The sequence below is a fragment of the Chloroflexota bacterium genome, from assembly GCA_016197225.1.
Classification (GTDB): domain Bacteria; phylum Chloroflexota; class Anaerolineae; order Anaerolineales; family VGOW01; genus VGOW01.
In genome coordinates this window covers 33,991-52,904 of sequence record JACPWC010000022.1, presented here as the reverse complement: position 1 = coordinate 52,904, position 18,914 = coordinate 33,991, and the positions used below count along the sequence as shown (strand labels likewise).

The 18,914-nt window shown below is 60.7% G+C and carries 17 protein-coding genes and 1 pseudogene; 15 read left to right on the top strand and 3 right to left on the bottom strand.

Features of this window, described 5'->3' with window-relative positions:
* Positions 1–31: 31 nt before the first annotated feature.
* The 11 genes and pseudogenes from HYZ49_04290 (at position 32) to HYZ49_04240 (ending at position 12,714) form a co-directional block, all read left to right on the top strand.
* Positions 32–2,380: a carbon-monoxide dehydrogenase large subunit gene (locus HYZ49_04290; GenBank protein MBI3241495.1), complete on the top strand. Its 2,349-nt coding sequence runs from the start codon at positions 32–34 to the stop codon at positions 2,378–2,380.
* 110 nt (positions 2,381–2,490) lie between these two features.
* A complete protein-coding gene (locus tag HYZ49_04285) occupies positions 2,491–3,474 on the top strand; it encodes an XdhC family protein (protein ID MBI3241494.1) in 984 nt (327 codons plus the stop codon).
* Positions 3,475–3,518: 44 nt separating this feature from the next.
* Positions 3,519–3,758, top strand: a complete 240-nt coding sequence (locus HYZ49_04280) for a hypothetical protein (protein MBI3241493.1) — start codon at positions 3,519–3,521, stop codon at positions 3,756–3,758.
* Positions 3,759–3,761: 3 nt separating this feature from the next.
* Positions 3,762–4,205: a carbon monoxide dehydrogenase subunit G gene (locus HYZ49_04275; protein ID MBI3241492.1), complete on the top strand. Its 444-nt coding sequence runs from the start codon at positions 3,762–3,764 to the stop codon at positions 4,203–4,205.
* Between the two features lie 82 nt (positions 4,206–4,287).
* On the top strand, positions 4,288–5,313 hold the full coding sequence (locus tag HYZ49_04270) for a molybdopterin-binding protein (GenBank protein ID MBI3241491.1): 1,026 nt from the start codon (positions 4,288–4,290) through the stop codon (positions 5,311–5,313).
* Positions 5,314–5,629: 316 nt separating this feature from the next.
* A complete protein-coding gene (locus HYZ49_04265; protein ID MBI3241490.1) occupies positions 5,630–6,088 on the top strand; it encodes a (2Fe-2S)-binding protein in 459 nt (152 codons plus the stop codon).
* A gap of 53 nt (positions 6,089–6,141) precedes the next feature.
* The gene (locus HYZ49_04260; protein ID MBI3241489.1) at positions 6,142–8,481 is read left to right on the top strand and encodes a molybdopterin-dependent oxidoreductase; all 2,340 of its coding nucleotides are present in this window, start codon (positions 6,142–6,144) and stop codon (positions 8,479–8,481) included.
* A gap of 108 nt (positions 8,482–8,589) precedes the next feature.
* On the top strand, positions 8,590–9,456 hold the full coding sequence (locus HYZ49_04255) for a xanthine dehydrogenase family protein subunit M (GenBank protein MBI3241488.1): 867 nt from the start codon (positions 8,590–8,592) through the stop codon (positions 9,454–9,456).
* 142 nt (positions 9,457–9,598) lie between these two features.
* The gene (locus tag HYZ49_04250) at positions 9,599–10,408 is read left to right on the top strand and encodes an alpha/beta hydrolase (GenBank protein MBI3241487.1); all 810 of its coding nucleotides are present in this window, start codon (positions 9,599–9,601) and stop codon (positions 10,406–10,408) included.
* Between the two features lie 105 nt (positions 10,409–10,513).
* A complete protein-coding gene (locus tag HYZ49_04245; protein MBI3241486.1) occupies positions 10,514–11,182 on the top strand; it encodes a ribulose-phosphate 3-epimerase in 669 nt (222 codons plus the stop codon).
* A gap of 73 nt (positions 11,183–11,255) precedes the next feature.
* A pseudogene (locus tag HYZ49_04240) lies at positions 11,256–12,714 on the top strand (gamma-glutamyltransferase family protein).
* Between the two features lie 57 nt (positions 12,715–12,771).
* Here HYZ49_04240 and HYZ49_04235 read toward each other — a convergent pair.
* The 3 genes from HYZ49_04235 to HYZ49_04225 form a co-directional block, all read right to left on the bottom strand.
* Positions 12,772–13,155: a RidA family protein gene (locus tag HYZ49_04235; protein MBI3241485.1), complete on the bottom strand. Its 384-nt coding sequence runs from the start codon at positions 13,153–13,155 to the stop codon at positions 12,772–12,774.
* A gap of 166 nt (positions 13,156–13,321) precedes the next feature.
* Positions 13,322–14,263, bottom strand: coding sequence for an NUDIX domain-containing protein (locus HYZ49_04230; GenBank protein ID MBI3241484.1), 942 nt, complete (start codon positions 14,261–14,263; stop codon positions 13,322–13,324).
* A 3-nt stretch (positions 14,264–14,266) separates the two neighbouring features.
* A complete protein-coding gene (locus tag HYZ49_04225) occupies positions 14,267–15,175 on the bottom strand; it encodes a nucleoside hydrolase (protein ID MBI3241483.1) in 909 nt (302 codons plus the stop codon).
* 126 nt (positions 15,176–15,301) lie between these two features.
* Here HYZ49_04225 and surE point away from each other — a divergent pair, with 126 nt between their 5' ends.
* From surE to HYZ49_04205, 4 genes are all read left to right on the top strand, one after another.
* The gene (gene surE / locus HYZ49_04220; GenBank protein MBI3241482.1) at positions 15,302–16,123 is read left to right on the top strand and encodes a 5'/3'-nucleotidase SurE; all 822 of its coding nucleotides are present in this window, start codon (positions 15,302–15,304) and stop codon (positions 16,121–16,123) included.
* Between the two features lie 54 nt (positions 16,124–16,177).
* On the top strand, positions 16,178–16,879 hold the full coding sequence (locus tag HYZ49_04215; protein ID MBI3241481.1) for an SDR family oxidoreductase: 702 nt from the start codon (positions 16,178–16,180) through the stop codon (positions 16,877–16,879).
* A 120-nt stretch (positions 16,880–16,999) separates the two neighbouring features.
* On the top strand, positions 17,000–17,947 hold the full coding sequence (locus HYZ49_04210; GenBank protein ID MBI3241480.1) for a branched-chain amino acid transaminase: 948 nt from the start codon (positions 17,000–17,002) through the stop codon (positions 17,945–17,947).
* Between the two features lie 67 nt (positions 17,948–18,014).
* Positions 18,015–18,905: a DUF1648 domain-containing protein gene (locus tag HYZ49_04205; GenBank protein ID MBI3241479.1), complete on the top strand. Its 891-nt coding sequence runs from the start codon at positions 18,015–18,017 to the stop codon at positions 18,903–18,905.
* Positions 18,906–18,914 lie beyond the last annotated feature (9 nt).

The window sequence follows — 18,914 nt, the reverse complement described above, 5'->3', positions numbered from 1 at the left end:
GAAATACGCAATACGAAATACGGAGGATACTATGGCTGAAGTACACGGTCTCGGCTCTTCGATGAAACGCAAGGAAGACGCGCGTTTCCTTCAGGGCAAAGGCAATTACATTGACGATTTCAAACTGCCGGGCATGTTGTGGCTCGACATCGTGCGCAGTCCTTACGCTCACGCCAAAATCAAAAGCATCAACACCGAAAAGGCGGCCAAGATTCCGGGCGTGCTGGGCTTCATCACTGGCAAGGACCTGGAAAAGTACAACCTGCACTGGATGCCGACTCTAGCGGGCGACAAGCAAATGGTTTTGCCCATTGACACGGTGAAGTACCAGGCGCAGGAAGTGGTGGCGGTGATCGCGGCAGACCGCTACGCCGCCGCCGACGGGGTGGCCGCCGTGGAAGTGGATTACGACCCCCTGCCCGTCGTCGTCAATCCGCGCAAGGCGCTGGAACCCGGCGCGACCAAAGTCCGCGACGACAAAGAGAACAACCGTATCTGGCACTGGGAAGTGGGCGACAAGTCGGCGACCGAAAAAGCCTTTGCCAGCGCGGCCACGGTGGTGAAAGAGAATATCTACCTCCCGCGCATCCATGTGGCCTCCATGGAAACCTGCGGCTGTCTGGCGAACTGGGACGGCGTCAATAAACATCTTGATCTGTATATGACCTCACAGGCCCCGCACGTCATCCGCACGGTGTTGGCGCTCGTGGCCGGGCACGTCGGCCTCTCGGAAGAGAACATCCGCGTGATCTCACCCGACCTCGGCGGCGGCTTTGGCGGCAAGGTTCCGGCATATCCGGGCTATGTTTTGGCCGTCGCGGCCTCGGTCTTGCTGGGCCACCCCATCAAGTGGATCGAAGATCGCTCCGAAAACCTGCAAGCCGATTCATTCGCCCGCGACTATCACATCGCCGCCGAACTGGCTTCGGACAAGGACGGTCACATCACCGCCATGCGCATGTCCACCCTCGCTGATCACGGTTATGCCGACGCTCAGGCCGCGCCCTCAAAGTTCCCGGCCGGCTTGATGCACATCGCCACCGGCTCGTATGATTTCCAGAAGGCGTTCATGGAAGTGGACGGCGTGTACACCAACAAACCGCCCGGCGGCGTCGCCTACCGCTGTTCATTCCGCGTCACCGAAGCCGTGCACGCCATCGAGCGCATGGTGGACATCATGGCCCACGAGCGCGGCGAAGACCCGGCCGCGTTCCGCATGAAGAACTTCATCAAGCCGGAGCAGTTCCCTTATGTGTCCGCGCTCGGCTGGGAATACGACAGCGGCAACTACCACGCCGCCCTGCAAAAGGCGATGGACATGATCGGCTACGCCGACCTGCGCAAAGAGCAAGCCGAGAAGCGCAAGCGCGGCGAGTTGATGGGCATCGGCATCTCGTCCTTCACCGAGATCGTCGGCGCGGGGCCGTCGCATCAGTTCGACATCATCGGCATCAAGATGTTCGACTCGTGCGAGATCAGAGTCCATCCCACCGGCAAGGCCACTGCCCGCTTCGGCACCAAGAGTCAGGGGCAGGGACACGAGACGACTTACGCCCAGATCATCGCCGAAGAACTCGGCATCCCTGCCGGCGACATCAAAGTGGAGGAAGGGGACACCGACACTGCTCCGTATGGCCTCGGCACTTATGGCAGTCGCTCCACCCCGACCGCCGGCGCGGCTGGCGCAGTCGCCGCCCGCAAGATCCGCGACAAGGCCAAGAAGATCGCCGCTCACCTGCTCGAAGCCGCCGAGGAGGATTTGGTGTGGGAGCGCGGCAAGTTCTACGTCAAAGGCTCGCCGGATCGGGCCAAGACGATTCAAGAGCTGGCCTTCGCCGCCTACACCAATCACCCGCAAGGCATGGAAGCCGGGTTGGAGGCCATCAACTACTACGACCCGCCGAATATGACTTACCCCTTCGGCTCGTATATCTGCGTGGTAGACATTGATCGCGGCACGGGCCAGGTGAAGATTCGGCGCTTTGTAGCCATTGACGACTGCGGCAACCGCATCAACCCCATGATCGTCGAAGGCCAAATTCACGGCGGCCTGACCATGGGCTTTGCTCCCGCGATGATGGAAGAGATGCAATACGACGAACAAGGCAACCTCTACGGCGGCACGTTTATGGATTATATGGTGCCTACCGCCGTCGAATCGCCCAAGTGGGAAGTAGGCGAGACGGTGACGCCCTCGCCGCACCATCCACAGGGCTTGAAGGGTGTCGGCGAGTCGCCCACTGTCGGCGCGCCGCCGGCCATCGCCAACGCCGTCGTGGACGCGCTGTGGCATCTCGGCGTGCGCCACATTGACATCCCTCTCACCCCGCCGAAAGTGTGGGCGATTTTGAAAGAGAAGGGCGTGGCGCTGGAAGAGTGAAGCGTCAAACGTAAAACGTCAAATATCATTTTCTCACCGCGAAGGCGCGAAGGACGCGAAGAGGATAAAGATGACTTTGCGCTCTTAGCGTCTTTGCGGTGAATTTTTCTATGCTAGAAAACTATCTTGATCAGGCGCTGGCGCTCGCCAAAGCGGGCCAGCCGTTCGTCCTCGCCACCGTCGTTCGCGCCGAAAAGCCAACCTCGGCCAAAGCCGGAGCGAAGGCCATCATCACCGCTGACGGCAAGCTGACGGGCTGGGTCGGCGGCAGTTGCGCCCAGCCCAGCGTCATCCGCGAATCGCTCAAAGCCTTGCAAGACGGACAACCGCGCTTGTTGCGGTTGTGCCCGCCGGAGAAATTGGGGCGCTCGGATGATGGCGTGATTGAGATCGCCCTGACTTGCATCAGCGGAGGCACGTTGGAAGTCTACATTGAACCGCATTTGCCAAAACCACAACTGATCGTCGTCGGCCACCTGCCTCTGGCCGAAGCTTTGGCAAGACTGGGCAAAGGCATGGGCTACGCCGTCACCGTGATGGGAATGGACGCGACACCTGACCGTTTCCCGGAGGCCGACATGGTGCGCGATCACATTGACTTCTCGCAAATCAAGGCCGCCCCGCAAACTTACATCGTCGTCGCCTCGCACGGCAACTATGACGAAGACGCGCTGATCGCGGCGTTGAAGACCGACGCGCCCTACATCGCCCTCGTCGCCAGCAAGAAGCGGGCGGAATCTGTCATCCAATATTTGCGCGACTCCGGCATCCCCGAAGATCGCCTCTCTCGGCTAAAATATCCGGCAGGGTTGGACATTGGCGCCGTCACGCCGGAAGAGATCGCCATCAGCATCCTGGCCGAGATCGTGCAGGTGGGCCGCCAATTACTAATTACCAATAACCAATTCCCAATTGCCACATCAGCGCCGGTCGAAGTCTCCGAAGCCAAAGACCCCGTCTGTGGCATGATGGTCGAAATTGCCGGGGCACGTTATACTACCGACTACAGCGGACAAACGTATTATTTCTGTTGCGCCGGTTGCAAGCGGTCGTTTGAGAAAGAGCCAGAGAAATATCTGGCAAGCATTGAGTGACGAATGGCTAAGTTTGGCGGGTATAATTTGGAGCAGGAGGAAACATGTTGACCACCTATCGTGCTATCGTCAATGGCAACCAGATTACCTGGGTTGACAAGCCCGCACGCCAAATTAAAGGAGCGGAGGTGCGAATTACCCTGCTCCGCAAAGCGACGACCACATCGAAAGCTGAACGAGGCCGGGCAATGTCTTTGGCGCTGGCCGGATTGGCGAAGACAAACGCATTGGCTAGCATCGCCGATCCCGTTGTGTGGCAACGCGAAATCCGCCAAGAAAGATAAACCATGCATCTTGAAGGAACCACCAACATCAAAGCCCATCGCCAGAAAGTGTGGGAGTTTCTCACCGACCCGCACAAGGTGGCCGGGTGCGCGCCGGGCGTGGAGTCAATTGAAATCATTGAGCCAAATAAAAAGTTCAAAGCCATTGCCGCTATCGGCCTCGGCTCGGTCAAGGCTAAATTCAGCGGCGACGGCGAGTTCCTGGAACTGGAGGCGCCGAACCGGGCCAAAATCAAAGGGCATGGCAACGCGCCCGGCAGCGCCGCCGACGTGACCAGCGAAATGTTTCTCAGCGACGGCCCGGACGGTTCAACCGATTTGAAGTGGACGGCGGACATTGTCATCCTCGGCCAACTGGCCAGCCTGGCCGCCCGGATGATGGGGCCGGTGACTCAAAAACTGGCCGGCGAGTTTTTCAACGAAGTCAAAAAGAGAATTGAAGTGTAGCTCTTGGCAATCAGCTTTCAGCGGTCAGCACGTAGCCTGAAGTTTCAAAAAGCTGATGGCTGAAAGCTGACCGCTTTTCGTTATGAAGTTCGGGCCAGTTCCCCTCACCCACGCCCAAAACAAAATTCTCGGCCACAACATCGCCGGGCCGGACGGCAAACGCATCTTACGCAAGGGCAAGCCGCTCACTGCCGACGACGTTGCCGCTTTGCGAGCCATCGGGCGAAACTCGGTATACGTGGCCGAGTTGGAGCCGGGCGATTTGGACGAGGACACCGCCGCCCGCCGCGTGGCCCAGGCCGTGACCGGGGACGGCCTGCGGCTCTCTGGCCCGGCTTCGGGGCGGGTGAACCTGCTGGCGACCGTTCAGGGCGTTTTGCGCGTAGACGTGGAACGACTGAACCGGGTCAACGCCTGTGACGGCGTCACCCTGGCCACCCTGGCCTCTCACACCGCCGTCCGCCCGCGCCAAATCGTCGCCACCGTCAAAATCATCCCCTTCGCCGTGCCGGAAACAGTTATTGGACAAGCTGAAGCCGCCGGGAAGAGTGACGGCTTCCCCTTAATCCGGGTGGACGAGCTAAAGCCGCAATCCGTCAGCCTGATTCTGTCGGGGTCGCCGTCTCTGCAAGAAAAACTTTTCGCCGACTTTGCCCCGCTACGTGACCGCGTTGAGGCACTTGGTTCGCAAATCCACAACACCGACTACGTGCCACTGGAAGATGAGACCGGCGAAGCAACTTTGATTGAAAGCCTGCAACGAGCGCGCGAGGCGGGAGCGCGTCTGATCGTCCTGGCCGGGGAAACCGCCATCATGGACAGGCACGACATCGTCCCCAGAGCCATCGAACAGGCGGGCGGTGAAGTGACCTGCTTTGGCGTGCCAGTGGACCCCGGCAATTTGCTATTGGTGGCCTACCTGGGCGATGCGGCAATTTTGGGCGCGCCCGGTTGCGCCCGGAGCCGCAAAGTCAACATCGTAGACTGGGTTCTGCCGCGCCTCCTGGCCGGCGACCGCCTGACTCGCGCCGACATTTTCGCTCTGGGTCACGGCGGCCTGCTGGAAGACGCCCCGGAGCGGCCCATGCCCCGCAACGAACTGGCCTGAACGCGAACCGGATCGCCCGGCGCAGGGTTAAGACCCAATGAGCAATTCAGCATTTTCCCCAAAAGATTGACTTTTGATGGAAGTTTGCGGTAGAGTGGAGTAGAAACCAATCGGCAACTCAAACCTCATCCATGCCAAACCTTCAACAGCGCCAGCACACGCCGTTCAATCTGCACGGGTCGCCCTGCGCCTGCAACCTGACGCCGCCTCTTCCTGACTCCAGCCTGCCCCTCCCGGCCCGCTGGAGTTTTTATTTCACTGCCGGGCGTGCCGGTAAGTGTCAACAACCCACATCATCAACAAGGAGGCTAATAGTATGAAGCAATCGGTTTCAATTACGGTGAACGGAGTCCAACAAACGCGAGAGGTTGAACCCCGCGTTCTGCTGGCGCATTTTTTGCGCGAGGAACTGGGGCTGACCGGAACCAACGTCGGCTGCGACACCAGCCAGTGCGGCTCTTGCACCGTTCTGCTGGACGGTCAGGCGGTTAAATCCTGCACCCTGCTAGCCGTGCAAGCCGATGGCAGTAGCGTGACCACGATTGAGGGGCTAGCTCAAAACGGTACCCTGCACGCGGTTCAGCAGGGCTTCTGGGAAAAGCACGGCTTGCAATGCGGCTTCTGCACGCCGGGCATGATCATGACGGCGGTGGACTTGCTCAACCGCAACCCTCATCCCACCGAGGCCGAAATCAGGCACGGGCTGGAGGGCAACGTCTGCCGGTGCACCGGCTACCAGAATATCGTCAAAGCCATTCAGCAGGCGGCGGGTTAGTAATTGGTTATTAGTAATTACTGATAACCAATAACCAATTAGAGGAGTTTCCTATGAGCAAATACGTTGGCACCAGCATGAAGCGGCGGGAAGACCCGCGATTCATTCAAGGCAAGGGCAGTTACGTGGCGAACCTCAAAATTCCGGGCATGGCCCACCTTGCCATCAAACGCAGTCCCTACGCTCATGCCAAAATCAAAAGCATTGACATCAGCAAAGCCAAAGCCCACCCCGGCGTGATCGCCGTGTTCACCGGCCAAGACACCATGGACGTTGGCGCACTGCCCAGCGGCTGGAACGTCCCCAACATCAAAGTGCCCGTCCAGCGCGTTTTGCAAACAGACAAAGTGCGGCACGTGGGCGACCGGGTAGCGGCAGTGGTGGCCGAGTCCCCTTACATCGCCGCCGACGCCCTCGACCTGATCGAAGTGGAGTACGAGCCGCTTCCCTCCGTCACCGACGCCCGCAAAGCCGCCGAGCCCGGCGCGCCTTTAGTCCATGATGAAATCCCCAATAACATGAGCTACACCTGGGCGCTAGGCAACAAGGACGAATGCGACAAAGCCTTCGCCGAGGCCGACAAAGTGGTGGAGTTGGAACTGGTCAACCAGCGATTGATCGCCACCGCCATTGAGCCGCGCGCCGCGCTCGCCCAGTGGGATTCAGGCAAAGAAGAAATGACCCTGTGGACGACGAGCCAGAACCCCAATCTGACTCGGGTGGTGTTGAGCGCCTTCCTCATTGGCATCCCGGAACACAAACTGCGGTTGATCTCGCCCGATGTGGGCGGCGGCTTCGGGAGCAAGATTCCGACTTATCCCGAAGAAGCCCTCGTGCCCTGGGCGGCGCGCAAGCTCAATCGCCCGGTCAAGTGGGTGTCCTCGCGCAGCGAGGCGGCCATGTCGGATACACAGGGCCGCGATCATGTCACAGTTTGCAAGCTGGCCCTGAAGAAGGACGGCGCGATCACTGGCTTGCGGGTTGAAACGTGGGCCAACAATGGGGCTTACATTTCACTCGTCGCCTCACTCATCCCCACCGCTTTCTACGTCACCCTGCTTTCCGGCCTCTACAAGATTCCAGCTATCTATGGCCAAATATGGGGCACGCTGAGTAACACCGTTTGGGTGGACGCCTATCGCGGCGCGGGTCGGCCCGAAGCCGCTTACGTGGTCGAACGTCTGGTGGACACCGCCGCCCGCGAGTTGAACATGGATCCAGTTGAGTTCCGGCGCAAGAACTTCATTCCGGCGAATGAATTCCCGTATCAAACGCCGGTGGCTCTGCAATACGACAGCGGCAATTACCAGCGTCTCTTTGATAAAGCCATCGAGATGTCAAACTATGCCGAGATGCGCAAGCAACAGGCCGAGGCGCGTAAGAAAGGCAAGCTGGTTGGCATTGGCATCGCAGGTTGTATCGAAGCTAGCGGCCCGGTTCCGTCAAAGGTGGCGGGCGCGTTGGGCGGCGTCACCGGCTTCTGGGAGAGCGGCTCTGTTCGCGTCCACGCTACCGGCAAAGTAACGGTGCTCACCGGGGCCCACACGCACGGCCAGGGCCACGAGACCACGTTTGCTCAGATCGTGGCCGACGAGTTGGGCGTCAACATCAACGATGTTGACATTGTTCACGGCGACACTGCCGTGATTCCCAACGGCATGGGCACTTACGGCAGTCGAAGCACATCGGTCGGCGGAAGCGCCCTGGTTCGTAGCGCCGAAAAAGTGCGAGCGAAGATGATGAAGATCGCCGCACATCAACTGGAAGCGGCGGTTGAAGACATGGTCTACGACCAGGACAACGGCAAGGTCTATGTCAAAGGCTCGCCCGACAAGTCCAAATCCTTCGGCGACCTGGCTTTTGCCGCCTACACCGCCCACAACCTGCCCGACGGGATGGAGCCGGGCATGGAAGAAGACACCTATTACGACCCGGCCAACTTCACTTATCCCAACAGCGCCCACATCGCGCAAGTAGAAATTGACCCTGACACCGGCCAGGTGACCCTTCAGCGTTACATTGCCGTTGACGACGTGGGCAAGATCATCAACCCACTCATCGTTAACGGCCAGGTGGTCGGTGGGATAGTGCAGGGTGTTGGGCAGGCGCTCACTGAAGAAGGCGTGTATGACGAAAACGGCCAACTGGTGACGGCCAATCTCATGGAATACGCCATCCCGCGCGCCGAGTTGTTCCCGATGATCGAAACCGGACACACTGAGACACCGTCGCCTCACAATCCGCTGGGCGTCAAGGGCGTGGGCGAGATGGGCACCATTGCCTCCACGCCGACGATTGTCAACGCAGTGATGGATGCCCTCACGCCGTTCGGCGTCAAGCACATTGACATGCCGCTCACGCCGGAAAAGATTTGGCGGGCGATGAAGAAATAGTCTTTTAGTCTGGTGGTCTGGTGGTCTTGTTGTCCGGCGGTTGGACAACACGACCACAAGATTATGCGACTATCCGACCAAACGACTACAGGACTAGGGAGACTAACAATGTACTCTGCAAACTTCGATTACTATCGCCCGACGACTCTCAACGAAGCCGTTGAGCTTCTCAAAACCAAGAGCGGGGCCAAAGTGCTGGCCGGCGGCCATAGCCTCATCCCGGCCATGAAACTGCGGGTGGCCGGCCCGGCGGCGCTGGTGGACATCAGCCGCATCGGCGGCCTCACCGGAGTCAGCAAAGATGGCGGCAACTTGAAGATCGGCGCGCTCACCACTCACACGGCGGTTGCATCGTCCGAGCTGGTGAAGGCTGAGTGCGGCCTGCTGGCCGAGACGGCGTCCCACATCGGCGATCAGCAAGTCCGCAACAAGGGCACGCTGGGCGGCTCGCTGGCCCATGCCGACCCCGCCGCCGACTACCCGACGGCCATGATCGCCCTCGGCGCGACAATGACGGTCATGGGGCCGAAAGGCACACGCGACATCGCCGCCGCCGACTTCTTCACCGGCCTGCTCACCACTGCCCTGGCCGCCGACGAAGTGTTGACCTCGGTGAGCGTTCCGGCTTATGGCAAGACTGCCGGCGCGTCTTACATGAAGCACCGCCATCCGGCCTCCAGCTACGCTGTGGCCGGGGTAGCCGTCATGGTGATGATGAGCGGCGGCAAGTGCAACGGCGCGCGCGTGGCCGTGGGCGGCGTGACGGGCAACCCGGTGCGGGTGAGCGCCGCCGAGGAGGCGTTGATGGGGTCGGCCTGCGACGAGGCCGCCTGCGCCGCCGCCGCAAACAAAGTGGCCGCCGCCCTCAAAGACCCGTTGAGTGACGCTTACGCCTCCGGCGAGTATCGTGTTCACCTGGCCACCGTGTTAGCCAAGCGGGCGCTGATGACGGCGGCGGGGAGGGCGAAAGGGTAAGAGATTAGAGAATTAGAGATTGGAGAATTGAGGACGGCTCCAAATAAGTCTCGTCCGCCAGATGTTGAGCAACCCTCTCGAAGACTCAAGTCTTCGAGAGGGTTTTTGCTTTTAGCGCACTTCAAGAGTATCATCGTTCATCATGCAAATCCAAACCGGCTTCGCTCAAGTCAGCGGCACGCGCCTTTATTATGAAATGGCTGGAGCAGGCCAGCCGCTCGTCTTCGTTCACGGCTTCAGCCTCGACACGCGGATGTGGGACGACCAATTTGAGGCGTTTGCCCAGCATTATCAAGTCGTCCGCTGTGACCTGCGCGGCTTCGGCCAGTCGGCCACACCAGCCAGTGACCCTTACACCCACCTGGACGACCTCAAAGCATTGCTTCAAATTTTGAAGATTGACTCGGCGCACATCGCCGGCTTTTCGTTAGGCGGCGGCATCGCTATTGACTTTGCCCTCACCTATCCCGAAGCGACGCGCTCGTTGATCACCATTGACGGCACGCTGGGCGGCTATCGTTGGGCCAAAGACTGGGGAGGCCCGCGGGCCACAGCGCAGTCGGCAGGTGTGGCGGCGGCCAGAGAAGCCTGGCTGGACGACGAGTTGTTCATCCCGGCGAACGAACTGCCGCCGGTGGCGGCCCGGCTGAGGCAGATGGTGACTACGTATTCAGGCTGGCATTGGCTCAACCGCGACCCCGGACGATGGCTACAGCCTCCGGCCATCGAACGTCTGGAGCAAATTCGCGCGCCCGCGCTGGCCATCGCCGGCGAACACGACGCGCCAGACTTTCACAACATCGCCGACATTCTAGGACAGCGCATCCCGTCTTGCCGCAAAGTTGTCGTGTCCGGCGCAGGCCACCTGGCCAACATGGAAGCGCCGGAGCAGGTCAACGAGATCGTTTTGAGTTTTCTGGAAAGCATCAATTTAACGAAACAAGCGCCCTGAGCGGAGGCCCGCATCCTTCGACTGCGCGGCGGGACAGCATCGCCGCTCCGCTCAGGATGCTACATCTCTTCTCCGCGCTCTTTGCGCCTTCGCAGTGAAATCATCATGATCAAACTCGCCCCCTCCATCCTTTCCGCCGACTTTGCCAGATTAGCTGACCACACCCGCGAAGCTCTCGCCGCCGGAGCCGACTGGGTTCACGTGGACGTGATGGACGGCCATTTCGTCCCCAACCTCACCATCGGCCCGCTCGTCGTTAAAGCCTTGCGCCCGCTGTGTGACGAGATGAAGGCCACGCTCGACGTGCATCTGATGATCGAGTCGCCCGACCGCTACCTGGCCGACTTCGCCCGCGCCGGAGCCGACATCATCACCGTTCACGTCGAAGCCTGCCCGCACCTGCACCGCACCGTGCAAGCTATCAAGGCCCTCGGCGTCAAAGCGGGCGTGGCCCTCAATCCGGCTACGTCTCTCGTCACCGTCGAAGAAATTTTGCCTGACCTCGATCTCCTGCTGGTGATGACGGTCAATCCCGGCTTCGGCGGGCAGAGCTACATCCCGGCCAGCACGGCCAAGATTCGGCGAGCGCGGCGGATGCTGAATGGCATTGGCTCGCAGGCGTGGTTGGAAGTGGATGGCGGCATCACCCCTGGCACTGCCGGTGAGGCCGCCGACGCCGGGGCTACGGTGCTGGTGGCGGGCAACGCCGTGTTCGGCGGCCCGAACACTGTCCCCGAAAATATCGCCGCCCTGAAAGCTAGGGTTAGCAAATAAACAACAAACTTTACACGCTACTCACGTTGGCACGGCCCCCTGCGGGTGTCGTTTGACGTTTGACGAGTTACTTATGACCTCTGAACCTAAATTCGACTCCTATCGCTCTCCCATCCTCGCCACGCGCGGCATGGTGGCCTCCAGCCAGCCTTTGGCGACCCAGGCCGGCCTTTCGATTCTGATGCAGGGCGGCAACGCGGCAGATGCCGCCGTGGCGGCAGCCGCCGCCCTCAACGTCGCCGAGCCAACGTCAACCGGCATTGGCGGCGATTGCTTTGCGTTGTATTTCGACGCGGCCACCAAAACGGTGACGGCGCTGAATGGATCGGGGCGCGCACCGGCGGCGCTGACGATTGATCTAATTCGTAAACAGGGATTGGAGAATGAAGGATTAGAGATTGCCGATCCGTTTCATGCGCACTGCGTGACCGTGCCCGGCGCGGGCGCGGGCTGGTGCGATCTTGTCGAGCGGCATGGTTCAATGCCAATGACGACAATTCTGGCTCCGGATCATGGCTGAGGGTGGCAAAGAGGCGTTTTATCGTGGTGAGATTGCGAAGAAGATCGTTGCCACGATTCAGAAACACCGCGGCGCCATGACGACGGACGACCTCGCGGCGCACACTTCGACGTGGGACGAGCCAATCAGCACGACGTATCGCGGCCTGCGCGTCTGGGAGTGTCCGCCGAACGGGCAAGGGCTGACGGCTCTCATTGCCATCAACATTCTCGAAGGCTTCGACATTGCCTCGCTCGATCCACTCTCGCCTGAACGATTGCATCTCATTATTGAAGCACTGCGAATCGCCTTCGCTGACACGCGCTGGTACGTGGCCGACCCCGCCTTCAACCCGGCCCCGCTCGACGGCCTGCTCTCAAAAACCTATGCCGCCCAACGACGCCAACTGATCAACCCCTCACGCGCCACAATTGACACCCAACACGGCTCCCCCGTCGCCGGGTCGGACACGGTTTATTTCTGCGTGGTGGATGGGGCGGGCAACGCCTGCTCGTTCATCAACAGCAATTACATGGGCTTTGGCACTGGCCTGGTTCCTGAAGGCACGGGCTTCAGCCTGCAAAATCGCGGCCACAACTTCAGCCTGGACCCGGATCACCCCAACGCCCTCGCGCCACGCAAGCGGCCTTATCACACCATCATTCCCGGCCTGCTCACCCGCGCCGACGGTTCACTGTTTGGGCCATTCGGAGTGATGGGCGGTTTCATGCAACCGCAGGGCCACACCCAAGTTGTCATTGGCATGATTGACGACGCGCTCGATCCGCAGGCCGCTCTCAACAGACCGCGCATTTGTCTGGAGCCGGGCGAGCCGAGTGGACGGGTGGCGATAGAAGAAGGCATCCCACGCGAGTCGGCGGCCAAACTTTCAGAGATGGGCCACGACGTTTTCACCGTCGGCGGCTGGGGTCGCGCCCTCTTCGGTCGCGGCCAGATCATCCGCCGCGAGCCTGACGGTGTGCTGTGGGGCGGGAGTGATCCGCGAGCGGACGGATGCGCGTTTGGATTCTAGTGAACAGTAAACAGTTCACCGATCACTGTTCACTGTTTACTATCTACTGTTGACTGTTCACTGAACAACCGCTACACACTCAATTTCCACCATCGCGCCCTTCGGCAGGGCCGTCACTTGCACCGTCGAGCGGGCGGGCGGGTTCGAGGGGAAGAACTCGGCGTACACGCCGTTCATCCGGGCGAAGTCGCCGAGGTTGGTCATGAAGACGGTGGTCTTCACCACTTTGTCCAGCCCGCTACCCGCCGCTTCCAATATAACTTTGATATTCGTGAGCGCCTGCCGCGTTTGGGCTTCGATCTCGCCAGCGATCAGGTCGCCGGTGGCCGGGACGATGGGCACTTGCCCGGCAGTGTAAACAAAATCGCCGACGCGAACAGCCTGTGAGTAGGGGCCGATGGCTTTGGGAGCGTGGTCGGTGTGGATGATGTTGCGGTTCATGAGATGTGCTTTCCTTTCGTGTAAGTTCGCTGGCAGAGTATAATCCACTTCAGCAGGAGTTTACTCGCGGATCAGCAATGTCAGGTAGCGGCATTGTAGGGGCGAAGCAGTCGGGCAAATACTTTGGAGAATAGCAAAACCATTCTCCGACTGCTTCGCCCCTACGTTAACGATTCTTCAAAGCAAACTCCACCAGCCGCCTGTGCCGGGCCGGCATCTCCGGCAAGTGGGCCGGGTCGAACCAGCGCAGGTCGAGCGTTTCGTGGCCGTCGGGCCTGAGTTCGCCGCCGCCGATGTCGGCGCGAAAGAGGGTTGAGGCGATCTGCACTTCGTTGCCGTCGGCGTAAGTGTGGAAGAAGTCGGGGCCGGTGAAGACGCCGAGCAGTTCGCGCGGGGCGATGTCCACGTTCATCTCTTCGCGAGCTTCACGCACGAGCGTGCCGCTGATCGACTCGCCCAGTTCCATCAACCCAGCCGGGATGCCCCACAGTCCTTCGCTCCGCAAGCCAAGCAGAACTTGCCCCGATTCGTTTTGGATGAACGCCCCGGCTCCGGGCGCAATCATCCGCCCCGAACCGATTTGAGCGCGCAATTCACGCCAGCCGTCGGCAATAGCGGGTTTGAACAAAGGCGGGTCAAACTGTGGCGGCTTCCCCGAAGCAAAATCGCGAGCCATGGCCGCATACCAGGGCGGCAGAGTCAGCTTGCGCCATTCCTCCGTCGAAAAGAAATGGTGCTCGGCAACTTCAACGCCGTCAGGCCGGAAGTCGCCGCCCGTCACCCGGCACTCGATGGCGACGGTGAACTGTTGCGCCTCGTCGCCGTTTGGGTAGCGCACATCGTAGTCAGGTGAGGTGTAAACGCCGACTAAGCGCGTCGGCTGGACGCGCAGGCCGGTTTCTTCGAGCGCCTCTCGAACGGCGCACTGCTCAAACGTCTCGCCAATTTCAAGCACGCCGCCGGGCAAGCCCCACCACGCTTCGCGAAAGTCGGTGCGCTTTTGAAAGAGCAGTCGCCCATCATCGTCAAAAATAAGAGCGGTGGCAAATGCGATGATCACTTTGCGCGAGCCGATGCGCGAGCGAAGCCAGTTGAGGTAGTCGGGCATCAACTACTGTTGTAGCAACGTCAGCACCGTGTCGTACACTTGAGCCGCATTCACCGGCCCGGCCACCTGCACCAGGCGGCCACCCGGCGCGGCCAGGGTGCGGCCCTCGCTCGGCCCTTCGGTGACAATCTCGCACGGCACGTCGCACACCGTGATCAAGTCGGGGAAGCCGATGGAGAGCGTGGTGAGCGTGTCCCACAGATGGTAGCCTGTGTTGACGGTGACGGCCCAACATTGCCCGGCCAGATCGGAAAGAGGAAACCGCCTCTGACGGGCCAGCCGCCGCAAAAAGTCCAGCGTGACCGGCACACTGTCCGTCGCGTCGAGGCCGACGAGGGTGATCGGAATCGTCGAGCGCCACACGCGAGCCGCCGCCGGAGCATCCCAGTAGGCGTTCCACTCTGCTGTGCCGTCGCCGTAGGGCGGCAACACGTTGCCAGGAACGTCTACCGCGCCGCCCATCCAGTACAGCCGCTCAAAGCGTTGCTCGATGTCGGGCGCAAGATCGAGGGCGGCGGCCAGGTTGGTGAGCGGGCCGGTGAAGAGGAGCGTGACCGGGTCGCTGCTGGCGCGCGCAGTTTGAATGAGCAGTTCGTGGGCGGGCAGAGTTTGGGCGGCGATGTGCGGCCCGCCGGTTTCGTTGAGAAGCGGCAGAGCGTCCACCGTGTCGGAGTGATGCCGCCACCCGCTGGGGAATTCGTGGCGGCCATTCAGCACGCCGCCCGCCACCGGAATTTCCGCGCGCTTGAGCAGTTCCAGAATCTTCAGCGTGGCCGGCAGGCCGGTTTCAAGGTAGCAGTCCGCCGGAGTCACCCCGATGCCGAGCGGCTTCACCTGCTTCATCGCCAGCAGAAAGATGATTGACAGCAGGTCATCCACGCCGGCGTCGTGATCAAAGAAAACGTTTTTCATCAAAGAGTCCATGTCCCGGAAATTCTACGCATTGTATCAAAACTTAGCAGGGTTTACCGGCATAAAATCGCGCATAATTTTCGCATTGAAGCTTCACCCAAGTTGGGGTAGTATAACGCCTGAGCCATGCCACCCGACGAAAAACTCATTCTGCTTACCAACGACGACGGCATCAACTCGCCCGGCCTGCGAGCGGCCGCTGAGGCGCTCTCAACACTGGGCTGGGTGACAGTGGCCGCCCCGCGCGAACAATGGTCGGGCGCGGGCCGCAGTCTGCCGTCCAACACCGGCGGCGTCATTCACGCCCAACGCCAGCAGATCGGCGGCGACCACTGGGAGGTGTTTGCCGTGGACGGCACGCCGGCGCAGGCCGTGCAACACGGCATTCTGGAGCTGACACCTCGCCCGCCCGACCTGGTCGTGTCGGGCATCAACTACGGCGAGAACGTGGGCAGTGGCATCACCATTTCCGGCACGGTGGGCGCGGCGCTGGAGGCCGCCTCGTTCGGCATTCCGTCTCTGGCCGGCGCGCTCGAAACATGGCCGGAGTCTCACCTCACGCACTCCGAAGACATTGACTTCGCCGCCGCCGCTCACTTCACCCGCTTCTTCGCCGCGCTCATTTTCCAACAGCAACTTCCGCCGGACGTGGACGTGATCAAAGTTGACGTGCCGGCGGCGGCCACCCCTGAGACTCCCTGGCAGGTCACCCGCCTCTCGCGTCAACGCTACTACCTGCCCATCAAGCCTCAACGCGAGAATCTGACCGACCCGCGCAAAGTGGATTATCATCGCCGACTCGATTCAGAGCCGGAACCGGACTCCGATGTCGCCGCCATCGCCAGCGGCAAGTTTGTTTCAGTCACGCCCCTCTCGCTCGATCTGACTTCGCGCATTGATCTCATTGCGTGGGAACGTCAACTAAGACCCTATCCGATAAACCCTTAGGGTCTCGAAGACCCTAAGGGTTTGGCGCTAAGAATCACTTATTAGGAGATTGCCATGTCCATCAAAGATCGCATCATCGTCGTCGCCGGGGCCGCCGGGAGTCTTGGCCCGACGCTGTGCCGCGCTTTCGCCCAGGCCGGGGCTTCACTGGCCCTCGTCGGGTCGCGCCTCGAGCCACTACAAACGCTGGCGAGCGAACTGGCCCTGCCCGCCGGGCGTGTGTTGGCTTACGCCGCCAACCTGACCGACCCGGCTTCGGTGAACGCGCTGGCCGGAGCGGTGAAAGAAAAGTTCGGGCGGGCCGATGCTGTCATCCATCTCGTCGGCGGCTACAAGGCCGGAGCGCCTGTGACCGAAATGGATTTGGCTGAGGTCACGTCCATGCTCGATCAGCACTTGTGGACGACTCTCCACATAGCCCGCGCCTTCATCCCGATGATGGCCGCCAACAACTGGGGACGCTTTGTGCACATTGGCACGCCAGTGGCGCAAACGCCCAACGCCAAACAAGCGCCGTATGCCATTGGCAAGGCGGCGCAAGACACGTTGATGTTGGTGCTGGCCCAGGAACTTAAGGACACGGGCGTGACCGTCAACGCCATCCAAATCCGGAGCATCGAAACTGCGCCGCCTGATCCGGCGAAGCCCAGAACCGGCAGCTCGCCCGAAGAAATTTCTGCCGCCGTGCTCTGGCTGTGCAGTGACGAAGCGGGCGCGACGAACGGCGCGCGCATTCCAGTGTTTGGCCGGGCGTAGCTGTCATACATAGCAGTCAAAAACCGGTAAGCACACAGTAAAAGCAGACTCAATAGATTGCCACTCCAAGACTCACGCAATCCGCATCGAGTATAATCATCCAGCAAAGGAGATAAATGAATGCCTCTTCCAAACTATGCATTCTTTCAAGGCAAGATCGTCCCTTACAGTGAAGCCCGGATCGGCGTCCTCTCTCACGCGTTGAATTACGGCACGGCCGCCTTCGGCGGCCTGCGCGGCTACTGGAACGACGACGAGAGTCAGCTCTTCGTCTTCAGGCCCCACGACCACTTCCGCAGATTTTTGCAATCGGCCAAACTGCTCTTGATGGAGTTCAACTATTCTGAAGATGATCTCGTCAATCACTTGATGGATCTGCTTCGCACCGAAGACTACCATCAGGATTGCTACATCCGCCCGCTGGCGTTCTACAGTGACGAGATCATCGGCGTGCGCCTGCACAACCTCACCCCCGAAATCTCAATGGTGGCCGTGCCGTTTGGCCGCTACGTGGAAAATGAAGAGGGCGCGCACGTCACCATTTCCTCCTGGCGGCGGGTGGACGACAACAGCATTCCGGCGCGCGGCAAGATCGCCGGCTCCTACGTCAACTCGGCCTTCGTCAAGACCGACGCCCAGCGCGCAGGCTTCGACGAAGCCATTGTCCTCAACCAGGACGGGCACATGGCCGAAGGCTCGGCGGAGAATCTCTACCTCATCCGCGACGGCGTCGTCATCACCCCGCCCATCACCGACAACATCCTCGAAGGCATCACCCGCCGCACGGTGATCAGCCTCCTGCGCGAAGAAATGGGCGTCGAAGTCATCGAACGCCCGATTGACCGCACTGAAATCTACGTCGCCGACGAAGCCTTCTTCAGCGGGACGGGGGTGCAGATTGCCGCCATCACCCGCGTGGATTACCGCCCGGTCGGCGCTGGCCGGATGGGCCCGCTCGTCTCCGAACTGCGCGACCTGTACTTCAACGTCGTGCGCGGCAAAGCGCAAAAGTACCGCCACTGGTGCGCGCCGGTGTACGAAACCGAACGCGAAATGGCGAAAGCCTAGATTTGGAAGTTAGAGATTGGAGGTTGGAAGTTAGAAGGCTCCAACCTCCAACGTCAAATATCCAACCATGTCCCGCCCGCCCCGCGCCCTCGGCATCGTCATCGGCGTCACGGCCATGATCATCCTGGCCGCCGCCACCGTGCTGTTCGTCGTCATTCTGGCCCGTACGCCTGTCAACCTCCTTACTCCGTTGTGGGTCATGCTGACTCTGTTCAGCCTGCCGGTCATCGTCTTCATCGCCTACCGCACCTTCTCGCTGGTCAACGCCCAATATCGCTTCACCCAAAACGCGCTCGTCATCGCCTGGGGGCCAATGCGTGAAATCATCCCCATGCGCGAGATCACCGGCCTGCTCATTGGCAAGGAACTGCCGAGCGACCTCGCGCCGCGCGGCCTGTGGTGGCCGGGGTGTCTCGTCGGGCGCGGCCACACCAAAACCGTCGGCGACCTGACGTATTACGCCACCACGCCGCAAGAAGGCCAACTCATTGTCGTCACCACTTTCGGCGGCTACGTGATCTCACCCGAAAACATTGATGCCTTCATAGACTCCTTCGAGAGCGAAGGCCGCAAGGGCATCCTTGAGCCGCTTGAGCATACCTACAACCGCCCTAAGTTTTACGAGTGGGACTTGTGGCGCGACCGCCCGGCTCAGGCGCTGGTAGGAATCAGTTTCGTTCTGCCGTTCTTGCTGATGGTGGTCATCGCCGTTCGCATTCCGTCCCTGCCGCCAGCTATTCCCCTTCACTTCAACATCAACGGCCTGCCCGACCGGACAGGCTCACCCGTTGGCCTCTTTATCCTGCCCGTCATCAGCGGGCTGGTGTGGCTGGTCAACTCGCTCGTCGGCGGCGTTCTGCACGTGCGCCGCGCCGAGCGCCCCGCCGCTTATCTGTTGTGGTTAGGCTCCAGTCTCGTCCAGGCCTTTCTTTGGGTTGCCGCCCTCGGCTTGCTCTAGGACTCCACC

What these genes read in the sequence shown, in the direction of transcription:
- HYZ49_04225 (MBI3241483.1), bottom strand. Translation starts at nt 15,175, where the DNA reads ATGAAAAACGTTTTCTTTGATCACGACGCCGGCGTGGATGACCTGCTG.
- HYZ49_04255 (MBI3241488.1), top strand. Translation starts at nt 8,590, where the DNA reads ATGTACTCTGCAAACTTCGATTACTATCGCCCGACGACTCTCAACGAA.
- HYZ49_04250 (MBI3241487.1), top strand. Translation starts at nt 9,599, where the DNA reads ATGCAAATCCAAACCGGCTTCGCTCAAGTCAGCGGCACGCGCCTTTAT.
- HYZ49_04205 (MBI3241479.1), top strand. Translation starts at nt 18,015, where the DNA reads ATGTCCCGCCCGCCCCGCGCCCTCGGCATCGTCATCGGCGTCACGGCC.
- HYZ49_04210 (MBI3241480.1), top strand. Translation starts at nt 17,000, where the DNA reads ATGCCTCTTCCAAACTATGCATTCTTTCAAGGCAAGATCGTCCCTTAC.
- HYZ49_04230 (MBI3241484.1), bottom strand. Translation starts at nt 14,263, where the DNA reads ATGCCCGACTACCTCAACTGGCTTCGCTCGCGCATCGGCTCGCGCAAA.
- HYZ49_04245 (MBI3241486.1), top strand. Translation starts at nt 10,514, where the DNA reads ATGATCAAACTCGCCCCCTCCATCCTTTCCGCCGACTTTGCCAGATTA.
- HYZ49_04235 (MBI3241485.1), bottom strand. Translation starts at nt 13,155, where the DNA reads ATGAACCGCAACATCATCCACACCGACCACGCTCCCAAAGCCATCGGC.
- surE (MBI3241482.1), top strand. Translation starts at nt 15,302, where the DNA reads ATGCCACCCGACGAAAAACTCATTCTGCTTACCAACGACGACGGCATC.
- HYZ49_04285 (MBI3241494.1), top strand. Translation starts at nt 2,491, where the DNA reads ATGCTAGAAAACTATCTTGATCAGGCGCTGGCGCTCGCCAAAGCGGGC.
- HYZ49_04265 (MBI3241490.1), top strand. Translation starts at nt 5,630, where the DNA reads ATGAAGCAATCGGTTTCAATTACGGTGAACGGAGTCCAACAAACGCGA.
- HYZ49_04215 (MBI3241481.1), top strand. Translation starts at nt 16,178, where the DNA reads ATGTCCATCAAAGATCGCATCATCGTCGTCGCCGGGGCCGCCGGGAGT.
- HYZ49_04260 (MBI3241489.1), top strand. Translation starts at nt 6,142, where the DNA reads ATGAGCAAATACGTTGGCACCAGCATGAAGCGGCGGGAAGACCCGCGA.
- HYZ49_04275 (MBI3241492.1), top strand. Translation starts at nt 3,762, where the DNA reads ATGCATCTTGAAGGAACCACCAACATCAAAGCCCATCGCCAGAAAGTG.
- HYZ49_04270 (MBI3241491.1), top strand. Translation starts at nt 4,288, where the DNA reads ATGAAGTTCGGGCCAGTTCCCCTCACCCACGCCCAAAACAAAATTCTC.
- HYZ49_04290 (MBI3241495.1), top strand. Translation starts at nt 32, where the DNA reads ATGGCTGAAGTACACGGTCTCGGCTCTTCGATGAAACGCAAGGAAGAC.
- HYZ49_04280 (MBI3241493.1), top strand. Translation starts at nt 3,519, where the DNA reads ATGTTGACCACCTATCGTGCTATCGTCAATGGCAACCAGATTACCTGG.